The 24,987-nt window shown below is 61.2% G+C and carries 26 protein-coding genes and 1 pseudogene; 18 read left to right on the top strand and 9 right to left on the bottom strand.

Annotated features, from left to right (window positions below):
- From codB to AC1DQM_RS13450, 4 genes are all read right to left on the bottom strand, one after another.
- Window positions 1–1,272 (bottom strand): cytosine permease, encoded by a 1,272-nt coding sequence (gene codB, locus AC1DQM_RS13465; protein ID WP_477746326.1) that lies wholly within the window; start codon window positions 1,270–1,272, stop codon window positions 1–3.
- Window positions 1,273–1,582: 310 nt separating this feature from the next.
- A complete protein-coding gene (locus AC1DQM_RS13460) occupies window positions 1,583–2,413 on the bottom strand; it encodes an alpha/beta fold hydrolase (protein WP_258669942.1) in 831 nt (276 codons plus the stop codon).
- A gap of 112 nt (window positions 2,414–2,525) precedes the next feature.
- Window positions 2,526–2,882, bottom strand: a complete 357-nt coding sequence (gene queD, locus AC1DQM_RS13455) for a 6-carboxytetrahydropterin synthase QueD (protein WP_007933061.1) — start codon at window positions 2,880–2,882, stop codon at window positions 2,526–2,528.
- Window positions 2,883–2,967: 85 nt separating this feature from the next.
- The gene (locus tag AC1DQM_RS13450; protein WP_477746325.1) at window positions 2,968–4,047 is read right to left on the bottom strand and encodes a patatin-like phospholipase family protein; all 1,080 of its coding nucleotides are present in this window, start codon (window positions 4,045–4,047) and stop codon (window positions 2,968–2,970) included.
- Between the two features lie 279 nt (window positions 4,048–4,326).
- Between AC1DQM_RS13450 and AC1DQM_RS13445 the strand changes: the two genes are divergently transcribed.
- The 8 genes and pseudogenes from AC1DQM_RS13445 to AC1DQM_RS13410 all read left to right on the top strand — a co-directional run bounded on the left by AC1DQM_RS13445 (window position 4,327) and on the right by AC1DQM_RS13410 (window position 10,573).
- The gene (locus tag AC1DQM_RS13445; RefSeq protein WP_064618979.1) at window positions 4,327–4,635 is read left to right on the top strand and encodes a PepSY domain-containing protein; all 309 of its coding nucleotides are present in this window, start codon (window positions 4,327–4,329) and stop codon (window positions 4,633–4,635) included.
- Complete coding sequence (locus tag AC1DQM_RS13440) at window positions 4,635–4,940, top strand: PepSY domain-containing protein (RefSeq protein ID WP_018925373.1); 306 nt, start codon at window positions 4,635–4,637, stop codon at window positions 4,938–4,940. Before AC1DQM_RS13445 ends, AC1DQM_RS13440 begins: the two co-directional genes overlap by 1 nt.
- Window positions 4,941–4,943: 3 nt before the next feature.
- Window positions 4,944–5,612 carry a response regulator transcription factor gene (locus tag AC1DQM_RS13435; protein WP_018925374.1) on the top strand — a complete coding sequence of 223 codons (669 nt, stop codon included), beginning with the start codon at window positions 4,944–4,946 and terminating at the stop codon, window positions 5,610–5,612.
- Window positions 5,609–6,922 (top strand): sensor histidine kinase, encoded by a 1,314-nt coding sequence (locus tag AC1DQM_RS13430; protein ID WP_477746324.1) that lies wholly within the window; start codon window positions 5,609–5,611, stop codon window positions 6,920–6,922. Before AC1DQM_RS13435 ends, AC1DQM_RS13430 begins: the two co-directional genes overlap by 4 nt.
- 193 nt (window positions 6,923–7,115) lie before the next feature.
- Window positions 7,116–8,432, top strand: a complete 1,317-nt coding sequence (locus AC1DQM_RS13425) for a Na+/H+ antiporter family protein (RefSeq protein ID WP_477746460.1) — start codon at window positions 7,116–7,118, stop codon at window positions 8,430–8,432.
- Window positions 8,433–8,523: 91 nt separating this feature from the next.
- Window positions 8,524–9,348 (top strand): annotated as a pseudogene (locus AC1DQM_RS13420) (cache domain-containing protein); the annotation flags it as partial.
- A gap of 36 nt (window positions 9,349–9,384) precedes the next feature.
- Window positions 9,385–10,206 carry a methyl-accepting chemotaxis protein gene (locus AC1DQM_RS13415; RefSeq protein ID WP_370695268.1) on the top strand — a complete coding sequence of 274 codons (822 nt, stop codon included), beginning with the start codon at window positions 9,385–9,387 and terminating at the stop codon, window positions 10,204–10,206.
- Between the two features lie 208 nt (window positions 10,207–10,414).
- Complete coding sequence (locus tag AC1DQM_RS13410) at window positions 10,415–10,573, top strand: metallothionein (RefSeq protein WP_086945083.1); 159 nt, start codon at window positions 10,415–10,417, stop codon at window positions 10,571–10,573.
- A gap of 72 nt (window positions 10,574–10,645) precedes the next feature.
- Here the strand turns inward: AC1DQM_RS13410 and AC1DQM_RS13405 are convergent, their stop codons facing one another.
- Window positions 10,646–10,873, bottom strand: a complete 228-nt coding sequence (locus AC1DQM_RS13405) for a DUF6555 family protein (RefSeq protein WP_086945082.1) — start codon at window positions 10,871–10,873, stop codon at window positions 10,646–10,648.
- 145 nt (window positions 10,874–11,018) lie between these two features.
- On the opposite strand from AC1DQM_RS13405, the gene AC1DQM_RS13400 reads away from it, so the two are divergent.
- The 3 genes from AC1DQM_RS13400 (at window position 11,019) to AC1DQM_RS13390 (ending at window position 13,063) form a co-directional block, all read left to right on the top strand.
- Entirely contained in the window at window positions 11,019–11,807 is a 789-nt protein-coding gene (locus tag AC1DQM_RS13400; RefSeq protein ID WP_086945081.1) for an AraC family transcriptional regulator, read from the top strand.
- A gap of 96 nt (window positions 11,808–11,903) precedes the next feature.
- Entirely contained in the window at window positions 11,904–12,077 is a 174-nt protein-coding gene (locus AC1DQM_RS13395) for a DUF1427 family protein (protein ID WP_007933035.1), read from the top strand.
- Window positions 12,078–12,106: 29 nt separating this feature from the next.
- Entirely contained in the window at window positions 12,107–13,063 is a 957-nt protein-coding gene (locus AC1DQM_RS13390) for a quinone oxidoreductase family protein (RefSeq protein WP_018925381.1), read from the top strand.
- Between the two features lie 76 nt (window positions 13,064–13,139).
- On the opposite strand, the gene AC1DQM_RS13385 is transcribed toward AC1DQM_RS13390, so the two are convergent.
- Window positions 13,140–14,174, bottom strand: a complete 1,035-nt coding sequence (locus AC1DQM_RS13385) for a purine-nucleoside phosphorylase (RefSeq protein WP_477746323.1) — start codon at window positions 14,172–14,174, stop codon at window positions 13,140–13,142.
- Between the two features lie 24 nt (window positions 14,175–14,198).
- Window positions 14,199–15,155, bottom strand: coding sequence for a nucleoside-specific channel-forming protein Tsx (locus tag AC1DQM_RS13380; RefSeq protein WP_258612407.1), 957 nt, complete (start codon window positions 15,153–15,155; stop codon window positions 14,199–14,201).
- Between the two features lie 308 nt (window positions 15,156–15,463).
- On the opposite strand from AC1DQM_RS13380, the gene selD reads away from it, so the two are divergent.
- Together selD and mnmH are read left to right on the top strand one after the other, a co-directional pair.
- Window positions 15,464–16,498 carry a selenide, water dikinase SelD gene (selD, locus tag AC1DQM_RS13375; protein WP_019648372.1) on the top strand — a complete coding sequence of 345 codons (1,035 nt, stop codon included), beginning with the start codon at window positions 15,464–15,466 and terminating at the stop codon, window positions 16,496–16,498.
- Window positions 16,498–17,601 carry a tRNA 2-selenouridine(34) synthase MnmH gene (gene mnmH, locus AC1DQM_RS13370; RefSeq protein ID WP_477746322.1) on the top strand — a complete coding sequence of 368 codons (1,104 nt, stop codon included), beginning with the start codon at window positions 16,498–16,500 and terminating at the stop codon, window positions 17,599–17,601. Before selD ends, mnmH begins: the two co-directional genes overlap by 1 nt.
- A gap of 63 nt (window positions 17,602–17,664) precedes the next feature.
- On the opposite strand, the gene AC1DQM_RS13365 is transcribed toward mnmH, so the two are convergent.
- On the bottom strand, window positions 17,665–18,339 hold the full coding sequence (locus AC1DQM_RS13365) for a histidine phosphatase family protein (protein ID WP_086945078.1): 675 nt from the start codon (window positions 18,337–18,339) through the stop codon (window positions 17,665–17,667).
- Window positions 18,340–18,646: 307 nt separating this feature from the next.
- Here AC1DQM_RS13365 and AC1DQM_RS13360 point away from each other — a divergent pair, with 307 nt between their 5' ends.
- The 3 genes from AC1DQM_RS13360 (at window position 18,647) to hemB (ending at window position 21,334) form a co-directional block, all read left to right on the top strand.
- Window positions 18,647–19,354, top strand: coding sequence for a glutathione binding-like protein (locus tag AC1DQM_RS13360; protein WP_477746321.1), 708 nt, complete (start codon window positions 18,647–18,649; stop codon window positions 19,352–19,354).
- Between the two features lie 23 nt (window positions 19,355–19,377).
- Window positions 19,378–20,220: a PhzF family phenazine biosynthesis protein gene (locus AC1DQM_RS13355; protein WP_477746320.1), complete on the top strand. Its 843-nt coding sequence runs from the start codon at window positions 19,378–19,380 to the stop codon at window positions 20,218–20,220.
- Window positions 20,221–20,359: 139 nt separating this feature from the next.
- On the top strand, window positions 20,360–21,334 hold the full coding sequence (gene hemB, locus AC1DQM_RS13350; RefSeq protein WP_018925389.1) for a porphobilinogen synthase: 975 nt from the start codon (window positions 20,360–20,362) through the stop codon (window positions 21,332–21,334).
- A 15-nt stretch (window positions 21,335–21,349) separates the two neighbouring features.
- Here the strand turns inward: hemB and AC1DQM_RS13345 are convergent, their stop codons facing one another.
- A complete protein-coding gene (locus tag AC1DQM_RS13345; RefSeq protein WP_477746319.1) occupies window positions 21,350–22,879 on the bottom strand; it encodes an FAD-dependent monooxygenase in 1,530 nt (509 codons plus the stop codon).
- A gap of 160 nt (window positions 22,880–23,039) precedes the next feature.
- On the opposite strand from AC1DQM_RS13345, the gene AC1DQM_RS13340 reads away from it, so the two are divergent.
- Window positions 23,040–24,134 carry a DUF1615 domain-containing protein gene (locus AC1DQM_RS13340; protein WP_477746318.1) on the top strand — a complete coding sequence of 365 codons (1,095 nt, stop codon included), beginning with the start codon at window positions 23,040–23,042 and terminating at the stop codon, window positions 24,132–24,134.
- Window positions 24,135–24,215: 81 nt separating this feature from the next.
- Entirely contained in the window at window positions 24,216–24,836 is a 621-nt protein-coding gene (locus AC1DQM_RS13335; RefSeq protein WP_018925392.1) for a glutathione S-transferase N-terminal domain-containing protein, read from the top strand.
- The last annotated feature ends 151 nt before the right edge of the window (window positions 24,837–24,987 follow it).

Here is a 24,987-nt window from a genome sequence, read left to right as displayed (position 1 = left end):
TTAGAGATCTTGTAGTGGTGCTTCGGCGGTACGGGCACCCAGTACGCCGGTCAATAACACATACGTTAGCGCGGCAGTGGCAATCCCTACCAGCGGCGCGATCCACGGCGAGCTGAATGCCGCGACGGTGCCGACCGCATAAGCGCTCAGGCCAGGCCAGTTGAACGCCGGCAACCGGGCATCGGCCAGGCGTGGATATTGCCCACGGTAACGGAAGAAAAAGTCCGCCATGATCACCCCGCCAATCGGCGGAATCACCGTGCCCAGCAGAATCAGGTAAGGCACCAGCATGTCGTACATGCCCAGCAGCGCCAGCAGCGTGCCGATCACCGCGCCGGCCAGGGTCACGGTTTTGCGCCGGCCGGTGCGCAACAGATTGCAGCCGGCGACGGCGAAGTTGTAGATCGTGTTGTCCTGGGTGCTCCAGATGTTGAGCAGCAACATCGCCATCGCGGCCATGGCGAAGCCTTGCAGCAACAGCACTTCGACTACGTCCGGTTGCTGATAGACGATCGCGCCATAGGCACCGATCAACACCATCAGGCCGTTGCCGATGAAAAAGCCGATCAGGCTCGCCAGCACCGCGACTCGCGCCGAACGGGAGAAACGTGTCCAGTTGGTCGCCTGGGTCGCGCCACTGACGAAGGTGCCGAACACCAGGGTAATCGCGGTCGACCAGTCCAGTGTTGCCGTCGGCACCACGGCGAGCAAACCCTCGAGCCCGCCGACCTTCACCGTCGCGACCCACATCGACAGCATCAGCAGCAACATCATGGCGGGTACGGCGATGTACGACAGAATCTCCAGCCCGCGATAGCCGATGTACGCCGTGGCGCAAAAGCCCAGGCCGAACAGCACCATCAGCCCCAGAACGGTGCTTTCGCTCAGTTCGAAATATTTGCCGAGTACGACGGCTGCGGTCGCGGTGCCCCAGGCGTACCAGCCGATCTGGGTGAAGCCGAGGATCAGGTCGCTGAGCTTGCTGCCCACTTCGCCGAAGCAGAAACGGCCCATCAGTACCGAATTGAGGCCGCTTTTGAAGGCGATGTAGCCAAGCCCGGCTGCGTAGATTCCCAACAGCAGATTGCCGGCGATGATCACCGCCAGCATCTCGCTGAAACTGAATGCCACCCCCAGCTTGCCGCCGGCAAACATGGTCGCCGTGAAGAAGGTAAAACCCAGCAGCACCATGGCTGTAGAGGCAAGCCCTTTGCGGGCATGCATCGGGACTTCGCTTAAAGGGTAATCGTTGCCCGGATCGTTCTGCGTCATGTGGCATTCCTTGCTGGATGGAGGACGCGAGGGTGTTGCAGTGCTCGTGCCAATGGCGCGAGGGTGTTGTTCTTTATAGCCGAGCCGGCGGATTTAGCCTGAAGAGGGGCACGAAAGCAGTGCGGCGGTGGTTCAAATTGGAACGCAGCAATCAGGTAGTCACAAAGTCCTGTGGCGAGGGGGCTTGCCCCCGTTTGAGTGCGTAGCGCTCACAAGATTTTTGGTATATCAGAGATTTTGGGGCCGCTTCGCGACCCAACGGGGCGATGCGGCGTTCCGACAAGCCCCCTCGCCACAGGGGCTCCGTCGATCAGGCGTTCTGTGCCAACGGTAAAAACCGCAATATCGCCGCCATGATCGCCTCCGGTGCATCCTCCTGCACCAGATGCCCGGCATTCGCAACGGGATGAAACTGCGACCCCGCAATCATCTGATGCAACGCCCGCCCGCGCTCAATGGGAATCCATTGATCGTCTTCCCCCCAGAGAATCTGCACCGGGCAGCGAATCGTCGGGTACAGCGCTTCGACCTCGCGGGTATAACGCTCATCCATCTGCGCGATCTGCCGATAGAACGCCGCTTGCCCCGAATCACCCAGCCAGGGCTGCACGTAAGGCGCCAGCTCCTGATCGGAAATCTCGCGCTTGATCGCGCCACGAATATAGGTCGGCACAATCGCCCGTTGAATGTAATCAGGCAGCCCGCTGAACGCCGCTTCATGCTGACGCACATGCTGCACGAACGGCGAACCCCAGGGCGACAGCGCCACCGGGTCAATCAGCGTCAGGCTGCGGTAATCCTTGCCATCGAGCAGATGCGCGCGCAACACAGTGGCGCCGCCGAAATCGTGGGCTACCACGTCTGGCCGTTCCAGGCCCCAGTGCTCCAGCAATTGCGCCAACAGTTGGTTCTGTACGCCCAGCGACACATCGCCGTCCGGCTGTGCGGACTGCCCGTAACCCAGCAAATCGAAGTAATACACCCGGTGCGTGGTGATGAAGTGCGGCGCGATCCGGTGCCACACATGAGAAGAGAAGGGCGTGCCATGCACAAACACCAGCGGCGGGCCGTCGCCACGCACGGCGTAGCGAACGGAGTGCCCGTTGAAACGATAGGTCTGAGCCAGCGGCCAGTCAGTCATGGGTGCGTCCTCTTGGCGTGTGCGAGCCCAAAAGCATAGGCATAAAAAAACAGCCATTGAAGGCTGTTTTTCATATCACTGACGAAACGCATTCTCCTTATGGGATTTACGTTTACTCACCGCGATAGATGCAACCGCTGGTGCAGGTCTCGTGGATGCGGATCGCGCTGAGTTCCGGCAACAATGGCTTCAACTCATTCCAGATCCACTTGGCCAGCACTTCGCTGGTCGGGTTTTCCAGGCCGGGAATGTCGTTCAGGTAATTGTGATCGAGGCGCTCGTAGAGCGGCTTGAAGATCTCTTTGATTTCCGAGAAATCGCGGATCCAGCCGGTGTGCGGATCGAGGTCGCCGCTCAGGTGAATCGCCACTTTGAACGAATGACCATGAAGGCGGCCGCACTTGTGGCCGTCCGGTACGTGGGGCAGGCGATGGGCGGATTCGAAGGTAAATTCTTTGAAGATTTCCACAGTGATGTTCAGCTCTTTCAGGTGGCGATCGCCGCGGCGATGTGGGCAGGTGGCGAGTTTACCAGAGCTCCGGGCAAAACACTGACTAAAGGGTCAGCAAGCGCTCGCCGAGGCGACCGTTGGCGGTCAGTTCAAGGAATTCATCGCCCAGGCGACGGCTTTCATCCATCGTTGCGCGCCAATACTTCTGTCGGCTCGGGGCATCGCCCATGAAGCGCTTGAAGTCGTTGCGGTCCGGCAGCTTGCCGTAGGGCAGGCGTGCCAGGTATTCCTTCGACGGGGCCAGCAGCAGAACATCCTGCAAGCGCTCAGGGCAGGCGCGGCGCCATGGCAGCGTCTTGTCGAACCAGCCGGGGATCACCCGGTCGGTGAAGTGCGGATACAGCACGATGTCGTTGCCGCTATAGGGCAGGTCGAGGTGATAGTCCAGCAGACCACCATCGCGGAACGTCCCCGCGCCGGCCCCCGGCAAGTCGCGCACGCCTTGCATGACCATCGGGATCGAACCCGAGGCCAGCAGGGCCTGGCGCAGGTTGCCGGTATTCAGTGAGATGAAGCGCGACGGGAAGTCGTTCAGCGCGTTGACCGGTGGTGCCAGGCGCGGGTCGTGGATGATCAGCCGCTCGAAATGCCGCGACAGCCGTGAACGACCGCGCAGGTTGTCGGCGATCACTGACGACAGGCCCAGCCCCAACCGGCCGCGATGATCGTCCGCCAACAGGCCGTGGCTTTTGACCACCATGATGTTCAGGCGGTAGTGGGCGTTATCCAGAATCGAAGCATCGCGGCCGTCGAGCAGGTCATCGAGCATGCGTCGGGAGCTCTGGCTGATCTGCGCCATGGTCACGCCTTTGGCGAAGTTCTGCTCGGTGTACAGATGACCGAGGCGGCGGATGCCTTCGGCGGCATCCGGCAGGCAGGCGCTGGCGAACCGCCAGGAACCCACCGAGGCGCCGATCAGCGAACGCTCCCGGGGCGCCGCCGGCAGCCATTCGCCAAACAGCGCCAGGTCCAGACCCTGAATCCCCAGCGCTTTCGGGCCACCGGCGGCGCCCGGCAACGTGCCCACATCGGCAGCGTTCAAGCCGTTGGCACGGATGCGCGCCAGAGCACGCGGGCCGGCCTTGAGGGTCAGGGAAGGGAACTTGATGTGGATAGCGGTCATACCGGTCTCGATGTCTGGCAAGCAGGGATTATAAGCACCTCTTGGGCTGCGATTGTCCCCGATCAATGCAGGAGCTGCCGAAGGCTGCGATGCTTTGATCTTTGGCTGCGTCATGCACGCAAAAAATCCAAATCAAAAGATCGTCCGATCGCGGCCCGAGCCTTCGGCAGCTCCGGGTTATGCGTAAGCTATTCCCAATGATGGCAATTCAGTTTCAGTTAAGTTCGAATCGCTAAGGTCGCGCCGTCGGCAACACATAAGAAAATACGGAGCCACCCCATGAAAATCCTGACTGCCCTGTTCACCGCGTCCCTCATCTGCCTGACCGCCAGCCTCGCTCATGCCCGCGACCTGGGCCCCGACGAAACCCTGAGACTGCGCGACGCTGGTACCATTGTGTCTTTCGAGAAGCTCAACGCCACCGCTCTGGCCAAACACCCCGGCTCGACCATCACCGGCACCGAGCTTGCAGAAGAGTACGGCAAGTACAAATACCAGATGGAACTGCGCGACCCGCAAGGCATTGAGTGGGATATGGAATTGGATGCGGTCAGCGGGCAGGTTCTCAGGGATCATCAGGATACGTAATGAAGGTGCTTTCATTTTCAAGCATGGCGCTGGTGCTTCTGGCTTTTTGCTCGGTGGCCGTGGCCCGCGACCTGGATCAGGACGAAGCCCTGCGCCTGCGCCAACAGGGCGTGATCCTGCCGCTGGAGCAGCTCTTGCAGCAAGCGCTGGACCGCTATCCCGGGGCCAAGTTGCTGGAAGCCGAGCTTGAAGAAAAACACGACGTCTATGTTTATGAAGTCGAGCTGCTGACCGCCGAAGGCGTGGTGCGCGAGCTGGACGTCGATGCCACCACCGGCCACGTGCTGAAAGACAAGGAAGATTGATCGATGCGTTTGCTCCTGGTGGAAGACCACGTGCCGCTGGCCGACGAATTGATGGCCGGCCTCAATCGGCAAGGCTACGCCGTGGACTGGCTGGCCGACGGCCGCGATGCGGTGTACCAGGGCAGCAGCGAGCCTTATGACCTGATCATCCTCGACCTCGGCCTGCCGGGTTTGCCGGGGCTTGAGGTGCTGGCGCAGTGGCGGGCCGGTGGCCTGGCCACGCCGGTGCTGATTCTCACCGCACGCGGTTCCTGGGCCGAGCGGATCGAAGGCCTCAAGGCTGGCGCCGACGATTACCTGAGCAAACCCTTCCACCCGGAAGAACTGCACCTGCGCATTCAGGCCTTGTTGCGCCGCTCCCACGGCCAGGCCAATCAGCCGACGCTCAAGGCTGCCGGGCTGCACCTGGATGAAGGTCGCCAGTGCGTGACCCGCGACGGCGCCGACATCCAGCTCACCGCCGCCGAATTTCGCCTGCTGCGCTATTTCATGCTGCACCCCGAACAGATCCTTTCCAAAAGCCACCTCGCCGAACACCTCTATGACGGTGAAACCGAGCGCGACTCCAACGTGCTAGAAGTCCACGTCAATCACCTGCGCCGCAAGCTCGGCCGCAGCGTGATCGAAACCCGTCGCGGTCAGGGTTACCTGTTCGGCGGGCAAGCCCAGTGAGGTCGATCCAGCGTCGCTTGAGCCTGGGCCTGATCAGCGTGATGGTGATCGTCGGCCTGGTGCTGGCGCAAACCAGCCTGTGGCTGTTCGAAATGGGTTTGCAGCGCTACCTCGAAGCCGGGTTGCGCAACGACAGTGAAAACCTGCTGGTGGCGCTGGTGCGTGGCCCGCAGGGGTTGCAGCTGGATGAGCGCCATCTGTCGCCGGCCTATCAGCGCCCGTTTTCCGGGCACTATTTTCGTATCGACTTTGCCGACAGCCATTGGCGCTCCCGCTCGTTATGGGATCAGGACCTGCCGCGGCTCGAACACCCGGGCCTGAACAGCAACCTGCAACTGGGGCCGGAAGGGCAGCAGTTGCTGGTGCTGCGTTCGGACTACCGGCGGCTGGGCCAGGCGATTTCCATCAGCGTCGCTCAGGACTACACGCCGGTGCGCGAGAGTTTCTGTCGCATGCAACAAGTCGGTCTCGGGTTGGGGCTGGCGGGGCTGTTGCTGATTTTGCTGTTGCAACGGATCACCGTGCGCCGCGCCTTGCGCCCGCTGGAAAAGGCCCGCGAGCAAATCGCCCAGTTGCAGCAGGGCCAGCGTTCGCAACTCGACGAAGCCGTGCCGGTGGAGCTGGAACCGCTGGTGGCGCAGATCAACCATTTGCTGGCCCACACCGAAGACAGCCTCAAGCGTTCGCGCAATGCCTTGGGCAACTTGGGGCATGCGTTGAAAACCCCATTGGCGGTGTTGTTGAGCCTGGCTTCCAGCGAGAAGCTCGATGCGCACCCGCAGCTGCGCAAGGTGATTCAAGCGCAACTGGAGCAGGTCCAGCAGCGACTCAATCGCGAACTCAATCGCGCCCGGTTGTCCGGCGATGCACTGCCGGGGGCGTTGTTTGATTGCGATGCCGAGCTGCCGGGGTTGCTGGCCACGCTGAACATGATTCACGGTGAACACCTCGACCTGAGCTCCCGCGCACCGGCCGGTTTGCAACTGCCGTGGGATCGCGAAGATCTGCTGGAGTTGCTGGGCAACCTGCTGGACAACGCCTGCAAATGGGCGGATGCCGAGGTTCGGTTAAGCGTGGTTGAAACGGCTGAAAGTTTTCAGTTGAGCGTGGAAGACGATGGGCCGGGGATTCCCGAAGACCAGCGTGACCAGGTGTTCAGCCGCGGTACACGGCTTGATGAACAGACCGATGGGCATGGATTGGGATTGGGCATCGTGCGCGACATCGTCGACACGTGGGGCGGGGTGTTGAGGCTGGAGGAAAGCGAGTGGGGCGGGTTGAAAGTGATGATCGAACTGCCCAAACGCTGACACCGAGCGGAAGCCAACCCATAACCCTGTGGGAGCGCAATCCGTTACATATCGGCAATAGCCGTTCGCTTTGACAAGGGGACGATGCTGCGGCACAGTGCGCGCCCTCTAATAAAACCCTCTCTTCAATCCGCTGGCGGCGCTTGTGCGCACTGCCGGACGGACTCTTTCCGCTTGCCTTGAGGTAACGATGATTAATGCAGTAATTGCCGCGGTCGGCATCATGCTGATACTCAGCCTGTCCCGCGTGCATGTGGTAATCGCGCTGATTGTGGGTGCGCTGGTCGGTGGTTTGACCGGTGGCCTGGGGATCGATGCGACCCTCAAAGCCTTCAACAGCGGCCTGGGCGGCGGGGCGACAGTGGCGTTGTCCTACGCCTTGCTCGGCGCGTTCGCCGTGGCCATCGCCAAGTCCGGCCTGGCCCACGCCCTGGCGGACAAAGCCCTGGCCATGGTCGATCGCCAGCACGCCAATGGTGGCGGCAATGTCAAATGGCTGCTGATCGGCCTGCTCTGGGTGGTGGCCATCGCCTCGCAGAACATTTTGCCGATTCATATCGCGTTTATCCCGTTGCTGGTGCCGCCTCTTTTATATGTGCTGACCAAACTGCAACTGGACCGGCGGTTGATCGCCTGCGTGATGACCTTCGGGCTGATCACGCCGTACATGTTCCTGCCGGTGGGCTTCGGCAACATCTTCCTCAATGAAATCCTGTTGGCCAACGTCGCCCGTAGCGGGGTGGACATCAGCGGCATCAACGTCACCCATGCCATGGGAATTCCGGCGCTGGGCATGGTGTTTGGCCTCGCGGCAGCCTTCATCAGCTACCGCAAGAAGCGCGTTTACGACCTGGAAAAGATCGAGCAAGTCGAACAGGTCGCGGTGCAGTACAACCCCTTGAGCCTGATGGTCGCCGGTCTGGCGATTATCGTGGCGTTCATTATTCAGCTGTTGCTGGACTCGATGATTATCGGGGCGCTGGTGGGCTTTCTGATCTTTTCGGCGTCGGGCATCGTCAAGTGGCGTGAAACCGACGACCTGTTCACCGAAGGCATGAAGATGATGGCGATGATCGGCTTCATCATGATCGCCGCATCCGGTTTTGCTGAAGTGATGAAAGCCACCGGTCATGTGCAGACACTGGTGGAGTCCTCGGCCTCGTGGATCGACCACAGCAAAGGCATCGGGGCGCTGTTGATGCTGCTGGTGGGCCTGTTGGTGACCATGGGCATCGGCTCGTCGTTTTCCACCGTACCGATTCTGGCGGCGATTTTCGTGCCGTTGTGCGTGCAACTGGGCTTCAGCCCGATCGCCATCGTGTGCATCGTCGGCACTGCCGGCGCGCTGGGCGATGCCGGTTCACCGGCGTCGGACTCGACCCTGGGCCCGACCTCCGGTCTGAACATCGACGGCCAGCATCACCACATCTGGGACACCGTGGTCCCGACCTTCCTGCACTACAACCTGCCGTTGCTGGCGTTCGGTTGGGTGGCGGCGATGGTTCTGTAACCACTCTACCTTGTAGGACCGCGTTCAACTTTTGATCTGGCGTGCCGTTATAGCCTTTAACCACGCCAATAAAATCAAAAGAGTGAACGTCATGCGCATGAGCCTGAAGGCCAAAGTCCTGTCCCTTGCCGTCCTCCCGGTGTTGCTCTTTGCGCTGGTCATCAGCCTGACCACGCTGTTCATTCTGCAGGAACAGGCCCGCAAGGAAGTCGAGGAAACCCGTCAGCGCCTGCTCAGCGATGCCAAGGCAACCCTGCAAAGCTACGTTGCCGTGGCCATGACCGCGATCAAACCGCTCTACGACGCGGCCGCTCCCGGCGATGACGCGGCGCGGGCGCAGGTGATCAAGTTGCTGTCGAGCATCACCTACGGCAAGGACGGCTACTTCTTCGGCTACGACTCCAACACCGTGCGCCTGTTCAAGGCCAACAGCCCCGAAGGCGTGGGCCAGAGCTTCAAGGACAACCGCGACCCGAACGGCATCTACGTTAACCGCGACCTGGTGAAAGTCGCCAAGGACGGGACCCACTACCTGCAATACAGCTCGCCACTGCCTGGTAATACCCAAGTGCAGGTGCCCAAGCTCGGCTACACCGAATACCTGTCGAAGTGGGACATGGCGGTCGGCACCTCGGTCAACCTCGACGGCATTGAAGCGCAAGTGGCGCTGGTCGAGATCAAGGTCCAGGAACGCATGCAAGGCGTGGTGCTGAGCATTGTCGGGATTGCCGTGCTGGTGCTGCTGGTGATCGCCGCGGCCGGGATGCTGCTGGCCAATACCATTCTGCGTCCGCTGAACCTGATGAAAGCCAACCTCGACGACATCGCGGCGGGCGAGGGCGACCTGACCCGGCGCCTGACCATCACCAGCCAGGATGAACTCGGCGAACTGGCCGGCTCGTTCAACCGTTTCGTCGACAAGATCCACAGCCTGGTGCGGCAGATCACCGAAATGACCTCGCAACTGACCGGGCTGGTGAATCAGGTTTCCGATCAGGCCCAACGCTCGGATCAGGCCATGGAGCGCCAGCGTCACGAGACCGATCAGGTGGCCACGGCGATCAACCAAATGTCGGCGGCGGCCCAGGAAGTGGCCAAGAGCGCGCAAAACGCCGCGGTCGCTGCCCAGCAGACCGACGAAGAAGGCCAGGCCGCCAAGCGCGTGGTGGCCGGCAGCATCGTGAAGATTCATGCACTGGTGAACGACATTCGCAGCAGCGGCGTGTCCCTCGACAGCCTGCAGAAAGACGTGTCGTCGATTGTCAGCGTGCTCGGGGTGATCCGTTCGATTGCCGAGCAGACCAACCTGCTGGCGCTCAACGCCGCCATTGAAGCGGCCCGCGCCGGTGAGGCCGGACGTGGTTTTGCGGTGGTTGCCGACGAAGTGCGGGCGCTGGCCAGTCGCACGCAAATCAGCACCCAGGAAATCCAGGGCATGATCGACCGCTTGCAGGCCGGCACCCAATCGGCGGTCGAGTCCATGCGCCGCTCCAGCGAGGCCGGCGACGGCACATCGGCCCAGGCCAACGAGGCCGGGGCGTCGCTGGACGCCATGGCTCAGTTGATTGGCACCATCAACTCGATGAACGCGCAGATTGCCAGCGCCGCCGAAGAGCAAACCGCCGTGGCCGAAGAGATCAACCGCAGCGTGCACCAGATCGCCGTGGCGGTAGACAGCGTCGCCGACGAGACCCAGCGCGGTGCGCAAACCTCGCGCAGCCTGGCCGATCTCGGTCAGCGCCTGGGGCAATTGGTCGGGCAATTCCGTATTTGATTGATGTCGCTGAGAGCGTTTTGCGATCCGTAGCAGCTGCCGAGCCCGCGAGGCTGCTGCTACGGGGGAGCCACATCGCGACTACCCTCAATAGTAAGCAAACTCCGTCCAGGCATCTGTTTGAACCGGTTTCTGCAACGGGCGGTCATTTGCTTCAGGTGCCGCGCACCCGCGGCACCCGGACGACCCTAACCATGGAGTCAGACTCATGAACGACGGTACCTGCGACTGCCCGAAATGCTCCTGCAAACTGGGCGATCACCCCATCGTGCGTCACGGCAAGCACTATTGCTGCGAAGGCTGCGCCAAACATCACGAACACGGCGAAGAATGTTCCACCAAAGGCTGCAAGTGCGCTAAGCACTGACCGCTCATCCAAAAAAAGTGGAGCCGCTGCGGCTCCACTTTCAGTTCGAATATTCACCCTCCCGTTCAACGTTCAACTCGTCGGCCGCCAGGTCACGTTCTCGACGCCGAATTTTTCCGCCACAGGTTTGCTGGTCTTTTGCACCCGCTCACGGCCAAAACGAGGGATCCGGCCTACGCCGGCATCGCAACTGGCCCAGTGCCAGGCTTCTGCGTTGTCCATTTTGTCCTGGCGGATGATGAAAGACTTAGGCTTGCCATGAAGTGTGTATTCAATGACGAAAAGCTTTGCGTTGTTCATAAAGCCTGTATTCCTCCCTGTTGTTATAGAAGGATCGTGAGGCGCGCGAAAAATTCCGTCGGATTGTCAGTCGGTTACAGCGACTGGCGACACGTCGCACGCCTCGCTACCGTGGAGCCTTTCCGTCCCCTAATGATCCTAGCCTATGGCCAAGGCCGCACCCCCTGATTTAAGCGATACCGATGTGCCGGTGCAACCGCTGGCACGTACTTACCCGCGTGGGTTGTATATCGAGCCTCACGAACATGCGTGGGGCCAGTTGCTGTACGCGATGAGCGGCGTGATGTGGGTCGAGACGCCCAATGAAGCGCTGGTGGTGCCGCCGCAACGGGCGGTCTGGCTGCCGCCGGGTGTGCCGCACGGGATTCGCGTGGTCTCTGACTTGCAGATGCGCAACATCTACCTGCGGCCGTCATTGGCGGCGACACTGGACGACAGTGTGCAAGTGATTGAAGTCGGCGGCTTGCTGCGCGAACTGATCGTCGGGCTGGTGGAGCAGGGCGACGACGGTGCCCCGGATTACTACGACGCGCTGGTCGGCCTGGCCTTGCTGGAGCTCAAGCGCGCCCGGCGCTCATTGCTGAAAATACCGCTACCGGACGATTCCGACCGGCGGCTGATGAACCTGTGCCAGGCGGTCATGGCCTCACCGTCGCTGGACATTCCCTTCGAGCAGCACGCCGAAAATGCCGGTGCCAGCGTGCGTACCCTGGCGCGGTTGTTCAAGGACGGTTTGGGCATGGGCTTCGCCGAATGGCGGCGGCAGGTGCAACTGGCGACCGCGGCGGCCGAATTGATTCAGGGCGTACCGGTCAGCGCGATAGCCCGGGAACTGGGTTATTCGCCGAGCAGCTTCAGCGACATGTTCCGCCGGGAACTGGGCGTCGCGCCTTCGCAGTTTTGCGTGAGCCAGCAACGGGGCGGCGCTGCGTAAAAAGCGCTTTGGCCGACATTCAGAAGTACTTGGCCGACGTCCGTGGCGACCTCTCTCTAGACTCTGCGCATACCCTCTTATGCCACGGAGTCTGTCATGAACTACCTTATCTCGTTGGGTATCGGTCTGGGCGTCGGCCTGCTCTATGGCGCGCTGGATTTTCGTTCCCCCGCACCGCCGGCCATCGCGCTGGTGGGCCTGCTGGGCATGCTTGCCGGTGAGCAGTTGTGGCCCTTGGGCCGGCAACTGGTGGCGGGCTGGATCTCCTGAAACCTCTTATCCATTTGGTGGAAATGCCCATGAAAGCACTGCAATTCGACAAAACCGGCGACCTCTCGGCCCTGCGCTACGTTGAGGTGCCCACCCCCGTTCCCGGCGCTGACGAAGTGCTGGTCCAGATCAAGGCGGCGGGCCTCAATCCCAGCGATGTGAAAAACGTACTGGGGCGCTTTCCCTACACCACATTGCCGCGGATTCCCGGGCGTGATTTCGCCGGTATCGTCGTCGAAGGCCCGCAGGCGCTGATCGGCCAGGAAGTCTGGGGCACCGGCCGGGAGTTGGGCTTCTTTGCCGACGGTTCCCACGCGCAATTCGTCAAACTGCCGGCCAATGGCGTGGCGCTGAAGCCGACGCATCTGAGCTTTGCCCAGGCTGCCAGCCTCGGTGTGCCGTACACCACGGCGTGGGATGCGTTGGAACGCAGTCTTGTCACGACCGGAACGCGGTTGTTGGTGATCGGCGGCGGGGCGGTGGGCAGCGCAGCATTGGCGCTGGCCAAAGTCCGGGGCGCCCAGGTGCTGGCGGCGGCGCGGCGGCCGGAGCAGGTCAAGGATTTGCAGGCTCAGGGTTATCAGACGCTGCAACTGGATAAGCCTGAGGACCTGGGCGCACAGGTCAACGCCGTGTATGCCGGCGGTGCCGACGTGATCTTCGACACCACCGGTTTCTGGCTACCGGCCTCGGTCCCGGCGCTGGCCGCGTTCGGTCGCATCGCAATCATCGCCGCGCCGGCGGATGGGCATGTGCAATTGCCGGCCTTGGCGCTGTATCGCAAGGGCGGTTCGGTGGTGGGGATCAATTCGTTGCTGTACGGGGTTCAGGCGTGTGCGGCGATGCTCGAACAGTTCGGAAGCTTTTTCGATCAGGGCCTGTTGCCGTTGCCGGAAGGGCTAGTTGAATCGCCGTTGGCCGAGGGGCTGGAACGGTATGCCGAGGTGAATCAGGGCAGTGGCGACAAGGTGATTTTGTTGCCTTGAAATGGATGCAACTGGAAATACACCCCGGATCAAATGTGGGAGCGGGCAAGCCCGTTCCCACATAGGGACGTATGAATCAGGCCTCAGGCACGCCTTTCTCCCAAGCCGACCAATTCTTTAAAATCTCCTGCACCAACGGATTCCCCGTGCGGTACAGGTTCTCCAGTGCCGGCACAAACCCGCCCTGATCGGCGTATTTGAGCAGGTTACCCACTTCGCTCTGGCCCGGCGCCGGCCGGTCGAAGTCGGAACCGGCGCGTACCACCGCCAAACGGCGGACATCCACCAGACCTTCGCGACTGGCCCGCAGCAGTGCCTCGTAGGTGGAGTTGTCTTCTTGCTGAGTGGTGCAGTAGACACCTTCATTGTTGGTCAGCAATTTTGTCCAGACTTCCGCCCGCTCACTCAAGCGCGTCCCGGAAAACCAGGTATTGCCCGCCAGCGTGTCGCACTGGGTCACCACCGGCGGCTGATTGGCCGGGGCCGACGGATACTTCAAGCGCCACGCCGCCGACTCCTTGCTCTCGCTCAGTTCGACTTTGTGGCTCAGGGCGAAGGCTTTGGCCTGCAACTTCGGATTGAGTTCGAAGACTTCGGTCTTGTAATCCAGCGGCGGTTTTTCGTTCGGGCCTTTGGTGTTGATGCCCAGGTAACCGGTCGGCCAGTCTTTCGGCGCGTCCCGGGAGTCCAGTTCCCACTGGGTGCCGAACTCCACCAGGTAGTGCGCCCACGCGGTGGTGCCGATGGTCCCGTGTTTCGGGCTGATGCCGGCAATCCCGGCGATCAGGAAGTAACTTTTGCGCAGGTCGAATTTCGGCGACAGCGCCAGGGCCAGGGTCGAGGCCGCCGCATTGGTCTGGCCCATGCCGGTGACCATCAGGCACACCTGTTCGGTGTTGCAGCGAATGTTCGGGTACTCGGCGGACAGGCCCGGTACTCGCACTTCCTGCTTGAGTTCCAGGCGATCGATCCAGTTCTGCGCCTCGGGAGCGAACATAGTGATCAGCATCACTTTCGGCTGGATCGGCGCTTCTACCGCCCAGGCAGAGGAAGAGAGCAGGGTGCTTGCCGCAAAACCGACAGACAGGGAAATACGCGTCATTGCTTTCATAAAACCTCCTGATTCAAATGAGCCTTAAAACTGATAGCCGACACCGGCGTAGTAACCCCAGCCGTTGGAACGGGCGCGGAAGTCGCCGTCGCCGAAATTCAACTCACTGCCGTCCTCCCAGTTGCCGCCGTTGTGGAAGTAACGGCCGACCAGGGTGAAACGCAAGTGGGTGAAGGCGTAGAGCAACACGTTGGTGGCCACGGTGGCATTGGCGGTGCGGGCCGGGTTGTCCTTGTGCAGATCGGAGCCGAAGTCGAAGTTGGTGAAACCGATGTAGGTCAACGAAGCGCCGTTGCTGAAACTGCTGATGGGCACGATGTATTTGAGCTGGGCGCGGTAGCCGTCCCACGAATACTCGTTGCTGGCGCCGTAGTTTTCCCACTGGTAGCGACCGTAGAAGTTGGCCGACAGGTTGACCCGCGAATGGGTGTCGATGTCGGTGCCGAGGCCGCTGTACAGCGTGTTGGCACGGTTGGCGCTGTTGCTGCCGTGGTCGTAGATCCAGTCGAACGCCACGTACCATTCCTTGAACGGCCCGACGGCCAGACTGCGGCCGGCGAGGTAGTCGATGGAAATCCGCGGTTCGTGCTCCATGAACACTGGCGAGCCGTGGTCCCATACGCCTTTGTCATGGCTGTTGCCGATGTCGAAGATCTTCGGAATGTCGATGTAGCCGTACAACTCGAACGGCCCCTTGCGGCCGAAGTACTCGTATTCCAAGTAGATGTCGTCGGCCGGTTGCGGGCCGAAACTGATGTCCTTGCTGCCGATGACGGTCAGGTCCTGATTGAACCAGTCCGACAGGTACGCGCCTTTTTTTGGTGGGTTGGCTTCAGGACTGAGGGCTTCGCCCTGGGCGGACTCTTCGGTGGTGGCCGGTTGGGCCAGCGCGGAGCTGCTGAGTAGTCCTGTAACGCTGGCCAACAGCAAGGAAACAGCAAACGTGCGCGAGCAAGTCACGCGACTGGGGGTGCAATGCATTAAAAGTCCCTTTTCGTGCGGATCGAAGCCCCGGTGGTGCGGGCTTGTGCGGTTTAAGTGGCGAACAGGCCGGTATCGGCGGCTCGCAAACGTTTGCATAAGCTATACCAATTTTCGCAATGCGCTGAAAAGCCGGAGGAATTGGCGGTTTTGCTGTCCTTTTGGTCAAGGATTTCGAGGGGCGGGGGAAAGGCGGGGGAGCTGAATGCACCAAAGTGAGTTTCGCTGCACAAAGATCGTTCTTACGCGGCTTCTGCCAAATGGGGTTGCTGTAGAATCATCGCCATTGACTTCACAAGGTGCATCCCATGAGCGAGCCGATACGTCTGACCCAATACAGCCACGGCGCAGGTTGCGGCTGCAAGATTTCGCCCCAGGTGCTGGAGGTGATTCTGGCCGGCAGCGGGGCGCAGAACCTGGACCCGAAACTCTGGGTTGGCAACGCCTCGCGCGATGACGCGGCGGTGTATGCCATCGATGAAGAGCGCGGCGTGGTGTCGACCACTGACTTCTTTATGCCGATCGTCGACGATCCGTTCGATTTCGGCCGTATCGCCGCCACCAACGCCATCAGCGACATTTACGCCATGGGCGGCGATCCGTTGATGGCAATTGCGATCCTCGGCTGGCCGGTCAATGTGCTGGCGCCGGAGATTGCCCGGGAAGTGATTCGCGGCGGGCGGTCGGTCTGCGATGAAGCGGGAATCCCCTTGGCCGGTGGCCATTCCATCGACGCACCTGAGCCGATCTTCGGCCTGGCCGTGACCGGACTGGTGGAAAAGCGCCACATGAAGCGCAACGACACTGCCACCGCCGGATGCCTGCTCTATCTCACCAAACCCTTGGGCATCGGCATCCTCACCACCGCCGAGAAAAAGGGCAAGTTGCGCAATGCCGACATCGGCCTGGCCCGCGACTGGATGTGCACCCTGAACAAACCCGGAAGCCGTTTTGGCAAGCTCGATGGCGTGACCGCAATGACTGACGTCACCGGTTTCGGCCTGCTCGGGCATCTGGTGGAAATGGCCGACGGCAGCAACGTGACCGCCCGCATCGGCTATGACCGTGTGCCGCGCCTGCCGGGCGTCGAGTATTACCTCGATCAGGGCTGCGTGCCCGGCGGCACACTGCGCAATTTCGACAGCTACGCCAGCAAGGTCGGCCGGCTCCAGGAGTTGCACAAACGCGTGCTCTGCGACCCGCAGACCAGCGGCGGTTTGCTGATTGCAGTCACGCCCGAAGGCGACGCAGCGTTCCTGGCGGTGGCGGCCGAACTTGGGCTGGCCCTTCAGCCGATCGGCGAACTGGTTGAGCGACAGACCCACGCGGTTGAGGTGGTTTGATGTCCAGAGACTTCACCGATTACCGCGACATCTTCCTCAACGACCGGCCGATGATGGATGTGCGCGCGCCGATCGAATTCCTCAAGGGCTCATTCCCCGGTGTGGTCAACCTGCCGCTGATGAATGACCACGAGCGGCAACGGGTCGGCACTTGCTACAAGCAACACGGTCAGCAAGCAGCCATCACGCTGGGGCATCAATTGGTGGCCGGCGCGACCAAGGCCGAGCGTATCCAGGCCTGGGCCGATTTTGCCCGGGCGCATCCGGATGGTTATTTGTATTGTTTTCGCGGTGGGCTGCGTTCGCAGATCACCCAGCAGTGGCTCAAGGACGAAGCGGGCATCGACTATCCGCGGGTCGGTGGCGGCTACAAGGCCATGCGCACCTTCTTGCTCGACACGCTCGACCAGGCCGTTGCCCAGTGCGATTTCGTTTTGCTGGGCGGCATGACCGGCACCGGCAAGACCGAGGTGCTCACGCAATTGAGCAACGCGCTGGACCTTGAAGGTCATGCCCATCATCGCGGCTCCAGCTTCGGCAAACGCGCCACCGGCCAACCCTCCAACATCGACTTTGAAAACCGCCTGGCCGTGGACGTGCTGAAAAAGCGTGCCAGCGGTATCGAGCAGTTTGTGCTCGAAGACGAGAGCCGCGCGATCGGCAGTTGTGCGCTGCCGTTGCCGCTGTATCAGGGCATGCAGCAGTTTCCGATGGTCTGGCTGGAAGACAGCCTGGAAGGGCGCGTCGAGCGGATCCTGCGCGATTACGTGGTGGATTTATGCGCCGAGTTCACCGAGGTGTATGGCGATGAAGGCTTCGCACTGTTTTCCGAGCGGATGTTGGCGAGCCTGAACAATGTCCAGAAACGCCTGGGCGGCGAACGTCATCGGCGGATGCTGACCTTGATGGAGGATGCGCTGGCGGAACAGGCCAATAGCGGCGCGGTGGATTTGCACCGGGGCTGGATCGAAGGGTTGCTGCGTGAGTATTACGACCCGATGTATGTGTTTCAGCGGGAGAAGAAGGGGGCGCGGATCGAGTTTGTCGGGGATCGGGGGGCGGTTCTCGAATATTTGCGGGAGCGGGGTAAGCAGCGGGGGTGATGTTGTTTTTACTGGCCCCTTCGCGAGCCTGCTCGCGATGAGGCCTGGCAGGTGCCCGACCGCTTACGTCGGACAAGTCTCCGGGCCGTTATTGAGCCCTTGCTTATAGAGGTGGCTCTGCAGGCTGGCCTTGCCGTTGTGCCAGGTCAGCGTGAGCACGTACAGCGAGTCATAGTCGCTGGATGCCCAGTCATCGGTGATGCGCTGTTCTGAGCCGACGGCTTCCCCGGCGACCTTGTTGATCAGCTCGGGCAGGTAGCCATGAGACCAGGCGGTATAGATGATCGAGTTGTGATACTTGTCGCGAAGCAGTTCATCGGCCAGGTCGCTGGTGTCGTTGGCCGAAAATTCGATGTTCACCGGCAAGCCGAGCTTGATCGCGCTGGGGCTGATGGTCATCAGGGGGCGAATGTAACTGTAGGAATTATCCAGTTCGCCTTCCTCTACATTGCGCGTCGGGTTGGCGGCAAACACGTAGTTGGCCTTGCCGAATTTTTCCGGCAGCAAGGTGGCCAGGTCGATGGCGCGGTTCAGTCCCTGACAATTGAGCTGACCCAGGCCGCCGGCCGGTTTTTCCGCGTGACGCAAAAACACCAGCGTCTGTGTACCGTCCACCGGTTGGGCGCGGCTTACACTGGACTCCAGTGACAAAAACAACGCGCTGGCCGCCAACAGAGCGGGCAGGAAGATATAAGCGCGATGTTTGAAGCGGTTGGTGAGTTTCAAAGGATTCATCATCGAATAGGTAATCTTCAGCGCATTTGGTTAAGGCCGACAAACCTTGACACCTCAAGTGCCTAGCATAGGGTGTTTGCCATGTCGTTGACCCGGTCCATTTCTAACAGGGCAATGCTCAGAGTCCGCTGAAGCCCTTTTGGTTCGATTCGAGCTTCGATCCGGGCCAGGTGCCTGGCACTTTAGCGGCAACCTTGAACGGATTGGGGGGAAGGTTATCGACAGGATGTTTCGGATTGATGGGCACAGTACACATGTTAGCCCTGTCCCCCTTATGATCTTCACTCCGACTTTCCCGTGGAAGCTCCCGATGACCGATTTGTCTGCATTCCCCATCACTCGAAAATGGCCGGCCCAGTACCCGGAGTGGATCCAGCTCTATTCCTTGCCAACGCCCAATGGCGTCAAGGTTTCGATCATGCTCGAAGAGATCGGGCTGCCCTACGAGCCGCATCGTGTGGGCTTCGACACCCAGGATCAGCTGTCCCCTGAGTTTCTGTCGCTGAACCCCAACAACAAGATTCCGGCGATCCTCGACCCCCACGGCCCGGGCGACCAACCGCTGGCGCTGTTCGAGTCCGGGGCGATTCTGATTTACCTCGCCGACAAGAACGGGCAACTGCTGGCCCAGGAGTCGGCAGCGCGTTACGAGACCCTTCAGTGGCTGATGTTTCAGATGGGCGGTATCGGGCCGATGTTCGGCCAGCTCGGCTTTTTCAACAAATTCGCCGGCAAGGACTACGAAGACAAGCGTCCCCGTGATCGTTACGTCGACGAAAGCAAGCGCTTGCTCAAGGTCCTCGATGGCCGTCTGCAAGGGCGCGACTGGATCATGGGCGAGCGCTACACCATTGCCGACATCGCGACTTTTCCGTGGGTGCGTAACCTGATCGGCTTCTACGAGGCCGGTGATCTGGTCGGCATCCAGAATTTCCCCAATGTCACTCGCGTGCTGGAGCGTTTCCTGGCAAGGCCGGCGGTGATTCGTGGGCTGGAAATCCCCAAGCAATCCCTTTGAATCCCTCATCACCAAGGCAGGCAATGAGCTCATTCGATTTCAAGCAAGTAGATGTCTTCAGCCACGTCGTGCTCAAGGGCAACGCGCTGGCGGTGGTGTTTGGCGCAGACAAGCTCAGCGATGAACGCATGGCGGCGTTCGCGAACTGGACCAACCTCAGCGAAACCACTTTCGTGCTCGAACCTCGAGACCCCCGGGCCGACTATCGGGTACGCATCTTCACCACCCTGCAAGAGTTGCCGTTCGCCGGTCATCCGACGCTGGGCACCTGCCATGCCTGGCTCGAGGCCGGTGGGGTGCCCAAAGGCGAGGAGATCATTCAGGAATGCGGTGCCGGGTTGGTGCGAGTGCGTCGGCAGGGGGCGGAGCTGGCGTTTCTCGCGCCACCGTTGCTCAGGTCCGGCCCGGTGGACGCCGGGCTGGTCGAGCGTGTACGGCTGGGCCTCGGATTGGCGCCGGGAGCGATTGTGCGCACGCAATGGGTCGACAACGGTGCCGGTTGGCTGGCGGTGATGCTCGAGGACCGCCAGCAGATTCTGGACTTGCAGCCGGATCATGCACAGATGCTCGGCCTCGCCGTCGGTGTCATCGCGCCATGGCACCCCGAGCGCGATGGTGCTGAGGCGCAGTTCGAAGTGCGTGCATTCATCTCCGGCGACGGCATGCCGGAAGACCCGGCCACCGGCAGCCTGAACGCCGGAATCGCTCAATGGTTGCTCAGCGAAGGGCTGGCCCCGGCATCTTATGTCGTCAGTCAGGGCCTGACCATGGGCCGCGCCGGGCGGATTCGGGTGGAGCAGGTGGGAGATGAGATTTGGATTGGTGGTGCTGTCGTGACGTGTATTACCGGAACGCTGACGATCTAACCTGTGAGAGCAGGCGGTATTCGATGCGGGCGATTGTTGCCGCCGCGGTAACGTTGTCTTGAGCGATCGAGGTTTGTGTCCCGCACCTTGCAGGGCATAAGCTTTGCGCCCTACGAATTTCGTCTCTTCAGGAAGGTCCATGTCCAGTCAGTTCCCAGAAGCACGTCCACGCCGTCTGCGCCGCAATGCGAGCCTGCGCAGCCTGTTCCAGGAAACCGAGTTCAGCTTGAACGATCTGGTGCTGCCGATTTTCGTCGAGGAAGAGATCGACGATTTCGTGCCGATCAAGAGCATGCCCGGGGTGATGCGCATTCCCGAGTCGAAACTGGCCGGCGAGATCGAGCGTTACGCCCGGGCGGGGATCAAGTCGGTGATGACGTTCGGCGTGTCTCATCATCTGGACAGCAACGGCAGCGACACCTGGAACGATAACGGCCTGGTGTCGCGCATGTCGCGCATCGCCAAAAACGCCGTGCCGGAAATGATCGTGATGTCCGACACCTGTTTTTGTGAGTACACCGACCACGGCCATTGCGGCGTGTTGCACCAGCACGAAGTCGATAACGACCAGACACTGATCAACCTCGGCAAACAAGCCGTGGCCGCCGCCCGGGCCGGCGCCGATGTGATCGCGCCGTCGGCGGCGATGGACGGGCAGGTCCAGGCGATTCGCCGGGCGCTCGATGCGGCGGGTTTCAGCCAGACCGCGATCATGGCCTATTCGACCAAATTCGCCTCGGCGCTTTATGGCCCGTTCCGCGAAGCCGGCGGCAGTGCGCTCAAGGGTGACCGCAAAAGCTATCAGATGAACCCGATGAACCGTCGTGAAGCGGTGCGTGAGTCGTTGCTGGACGAGCAGGAAGGCGCCGACGCGCTGATGGTCAAGCCGGCCGGCGCGTACCTGGACATCATCCGCGACATCCGCGAAGCCTCGCGTCTGCCGTTGTCGGCGTATCAGGTGAGCGGTGAATACGCGATGATCAAATTCGCCGCCCAGGCTGGGGCGATCGATGAAGATCGCGTCGTGCGTGAGAGTCTGGGGGCGATCAAAAGGGCGGGGGCGGATTTGATCTTCACCTACTTCGCAATGGACCTGGCCCTGGCCGGGATCTAACAAATCAAAAGATCTTCAGGTGATATAAGGCCGTATCCCATGATCGCGGAAATACCGTTCGATCACCTTCGGATCGGCGCTGTAATCGGCGATCGCCACATAGGTATCGGGGCGCAGCAGGTAAAACCCGTTGCGCGCCAGGCCCACGGTTTCAAATACCGGTCGCCAGTCGAACACCTGCAACGGCAGGTGATGCGCGCTGCACCAGGCGATCATCTCGTCGCTGGTTTCGCCATACACATGCACCTGCCAGGTCAGGTATTTCAGCGATTCGAAGTTGTCCCCTTCATCGTCGTGGGCCCAGGGCAGGCGATCACCGCCGTGAATATGGCCGGTAACGCCCTCACTCAACGGCATGCCGCGATAGTTGAGGGTGGTCTGTGACACCGTGCGAAACATGAACTCCCGGACGGCCTCGAACGAGATCATTTTCGGGATCAAAAAGGGCGCCACGCGCATGCGCATCACGTCGGCAATTGGCCCATCGGCCGTGACGAAATTGAACACCCGATCAGTGGTGGCCACCAGACGCTGGGCAAAGGCGATGCGTTCGGTTTCATAACTGTCGAGCAGTTTGGCCGTGGCGCTGCCACTTAACACCGCCGCGAGCTTCCAGGCCAGATTGATCGCGTCGCCAATCCCGGTGTTCATGCCCTGGCCACCCGCCGGGCTGTGGACATGGGCGGCGTCACCCAACAGAAACGCGCGTCCGGTACGAAAGTGATCCGCTACCCGGTGATGCACGCGGTAGGTCGAGAACCAGTTCACCTGATCGATCTGCACCTTTAAATTCTCGATGGCCCGCCTGCTGACGTCTGCAAACTGGAGGGTTTCGGCGCGCTCGGCGCGTTCGTCGCGAACCGTGCCGATCAGTCGGGCGCGACCTTCGCTGGACAAAGGAAAAATGGCGAGAAAGTCGGCTTCGTCGAGGTCCACATGCAATTCACCGTTGAACGTCGGGCCGCGGGCCTGCACATCCGCCACGTAGAAAATCTGTTGGTAGGTGCCCCCCGGAAAATCGGTGTCCAGGGATTTGCGCACGATCGAGCGGGCGCCGTCGCAGCCAGCGAGGTAGCAGGCCTGGCAGGTTTGCTGCTGGCCATCGGGCAAGCGCAGCGTTGCGGTGATGCCATCGCCAGTTTCCTCGAAACTGTGCAATTCGGTGTTGCGCTCCACCGTAATGCCAAAGGTCTCCAGGCGTTCGATCAGCAGTTGTTCATGCTCGTCTTGCGGATAGATTTCCAGGAACGCATAGGGCGTCAACCCCTCGCCGATGGCGCTCAGCGGCAGGTGTGCGACCGGTTCGCCCTTGACCCAGAAATTCGCGGCGCACACTTTATGGCCGTTCTGCACCACGGCGTCGCTGAGGTCGAGCTGGCGATACAGCTCCAGCGTTCGGGCCTGTACTGCCAACGCGCGTGAGGTAGTACCGGGGGCCGAGGTCTTGTCGATAATCCGCACCCCAATCCCCAGCTTGCTCAGCCACAGCGCCAGGACCAGCCCGGTCGGGCCGGCGCCGATGATCAGCACGTCGCTACGGTTCATGAGCCTGTCCTCCTCGGTGTGTGGATCAAGTATGGTTCAACCGGGACGCGCTCGCAGGCTCGACAGCGGCTACGGAACAGGGAGAGGGCGGGATAGTCATAGCCTGCGCCATGCCATTGATCGTATGGTTAACCCGGCTCAACGGATTTGATGGAGCACCATGCAAGCCAATCGATTGATCATGAGCGTGGCCGCGCTGTTGGTACTGGCCGGTTGCGGCACTCAGCGCCCTCAGGAACCGCCGGCCCGCAAGCCTGCCGAGGTCAAGGCCGAGATCGTCAGCCTGCTGCCGGCCAAAACGGTCGACCGTCAGGGCTGGGCCACGGACATCTACGCAGCATTTGCCGCGCAAAAGATTTCACCGACCACGCAAAACCTGTGTTCGGTACTCGCGGTCGCTGAGCAAGAGTCGACGTTTCAGGCTGACCCGCTGGTGCCAGGCCTGGGCAAGATCGCCCGGGATGAAATCGACCGCCGCGCCGATAAGGCCCACATCCCCAGCTTGCTGGTCAGCGGTGCCTTGCAGGTGCGTTCACCCAACGGCAAAAGCTACAGCGACCGGCTGAATGCCGTGCGCAGCGAGAAAGAGCTCAGCGAGATTTTCGATGACTTCATCGGCATGGTGCCCATGGGCCGGACCTTGTTCGGCGGCTTCAACCCGGTGCACACCGGCGGGCCGATGCAGGTCAGCATCGACTTTGCCGAGCAGCATGTGCGGGATTATCCCTACCCGGTGAACGGCTCGATTCGTCACGAAGTGTTCACCCGTCGCGGTGGCCTGTATTTCGGTATCGCCCACTTGCTCGGCTATCCGGTGAGCTATCAGCAGCCGCTGTATCGCTTCGCCGATTTCAACGCCGGTTGGTACGCCAGCCGCAATGCGGCGTTTCAGAACGCGGTCAGTCGTGCGACGGGTATCCCGCTGGCGCTGGATGGCGACCTGGTGCGCTACGACTCGATCATGCCCGGCACCACGGAACTGGCGGTGCGCACCCTTGGCAAGCAATTGGACATGCGCAACCCGACCATTCGGGATCAACTGGAGGAGGGCAAAAATCTTCAGTTCGAGGACACCACGCTCTATCAACGCGTCTTCGCTTTGGCCGAACAGGCCGAAGGCCGGCCATTACCCCGGGCGGTGTTGCCGGGGATCGTGCTGCAAAGCCCGAAAATCACCCGAAAACTCACCACGGCGTGGTTTGCCAAGCGGGTCGACGAGCGCTATCAGCGCTGTATGAAGCGCGCGGGAGGGTAACCGGGCAAGTTCGCTCCCACATGGTTCGTGCGCAGTCTTTGGCATCTGCTACAAAGAGAGAGTCGCAGAGGAGATTTAGTCATGTACCAGCTCTATGGGCATCAGAATTCGGGGGCGGCCGCCATCGAAGCCGCGCTGGAACTGTGCGAGGTTCCTTATCGCTTCATCGACGTTTCATCGTCCCCGCAGGCGCTGCATGCGCTGGAGAAGCTCAACCCGCTGAAGCAGGTTCCCACTCTGCAACTGCCTGATGGCGGCGTTCTTACCGAGAGTGCGGCCATCCTGATTCACCTGGGCCTTACGTTTCCGGAGTCGAATCTGTTGCCGGAAAATCCGATCAAGCGCGATCAGGTGATTCATGGCCTGGTGTATATCGTCAGCAATTGTTACACCGCCATCGGCATCATCGATTACCCCGAACGCTGGCTGGCCGAGGCGGACGAGTCGTCCCGGCAAAACCTCATGGCCGGTGCCCGCCAACGCCTGCATTGGCATTGGGAGGTGTTTGCCGATCAGTTCGCCGGCAAGTTGTACCTGGACGATGGAAAACCGGGCGCGCTGGATATTCTGGCAGCGGTGGTAACGCGGTGGGCGGGCACCCGGGAACACTTGCGCATTGCGCGGCCGGGGTTCTTCGCCTGGCTCGAACGCTTCGACCGCCACCCTGCATTGGCGCCGGTCTTCTCTCGGCATTGGCCATAGGAACACCGCCAAACACATGTTGTGGGGGAGGGGCGGGCTTATCTGTGGCGAGGGAGCTTTTGTGGCGAGGGGGCTTGCCCCCGTTGGGTCGCGAAGCGGCCCCAAAAGCTTTGCGACTGCTTCGCAGCCGAACGGGGGCAAGCCCCCTCGC

The sequence above is a fragment of the Pseudomonas sp. 01L34 genome (assembly GCF_056400265.1).
This window is presented reverse-complemented; position numbering and strand designations above follow the sequence as displayed.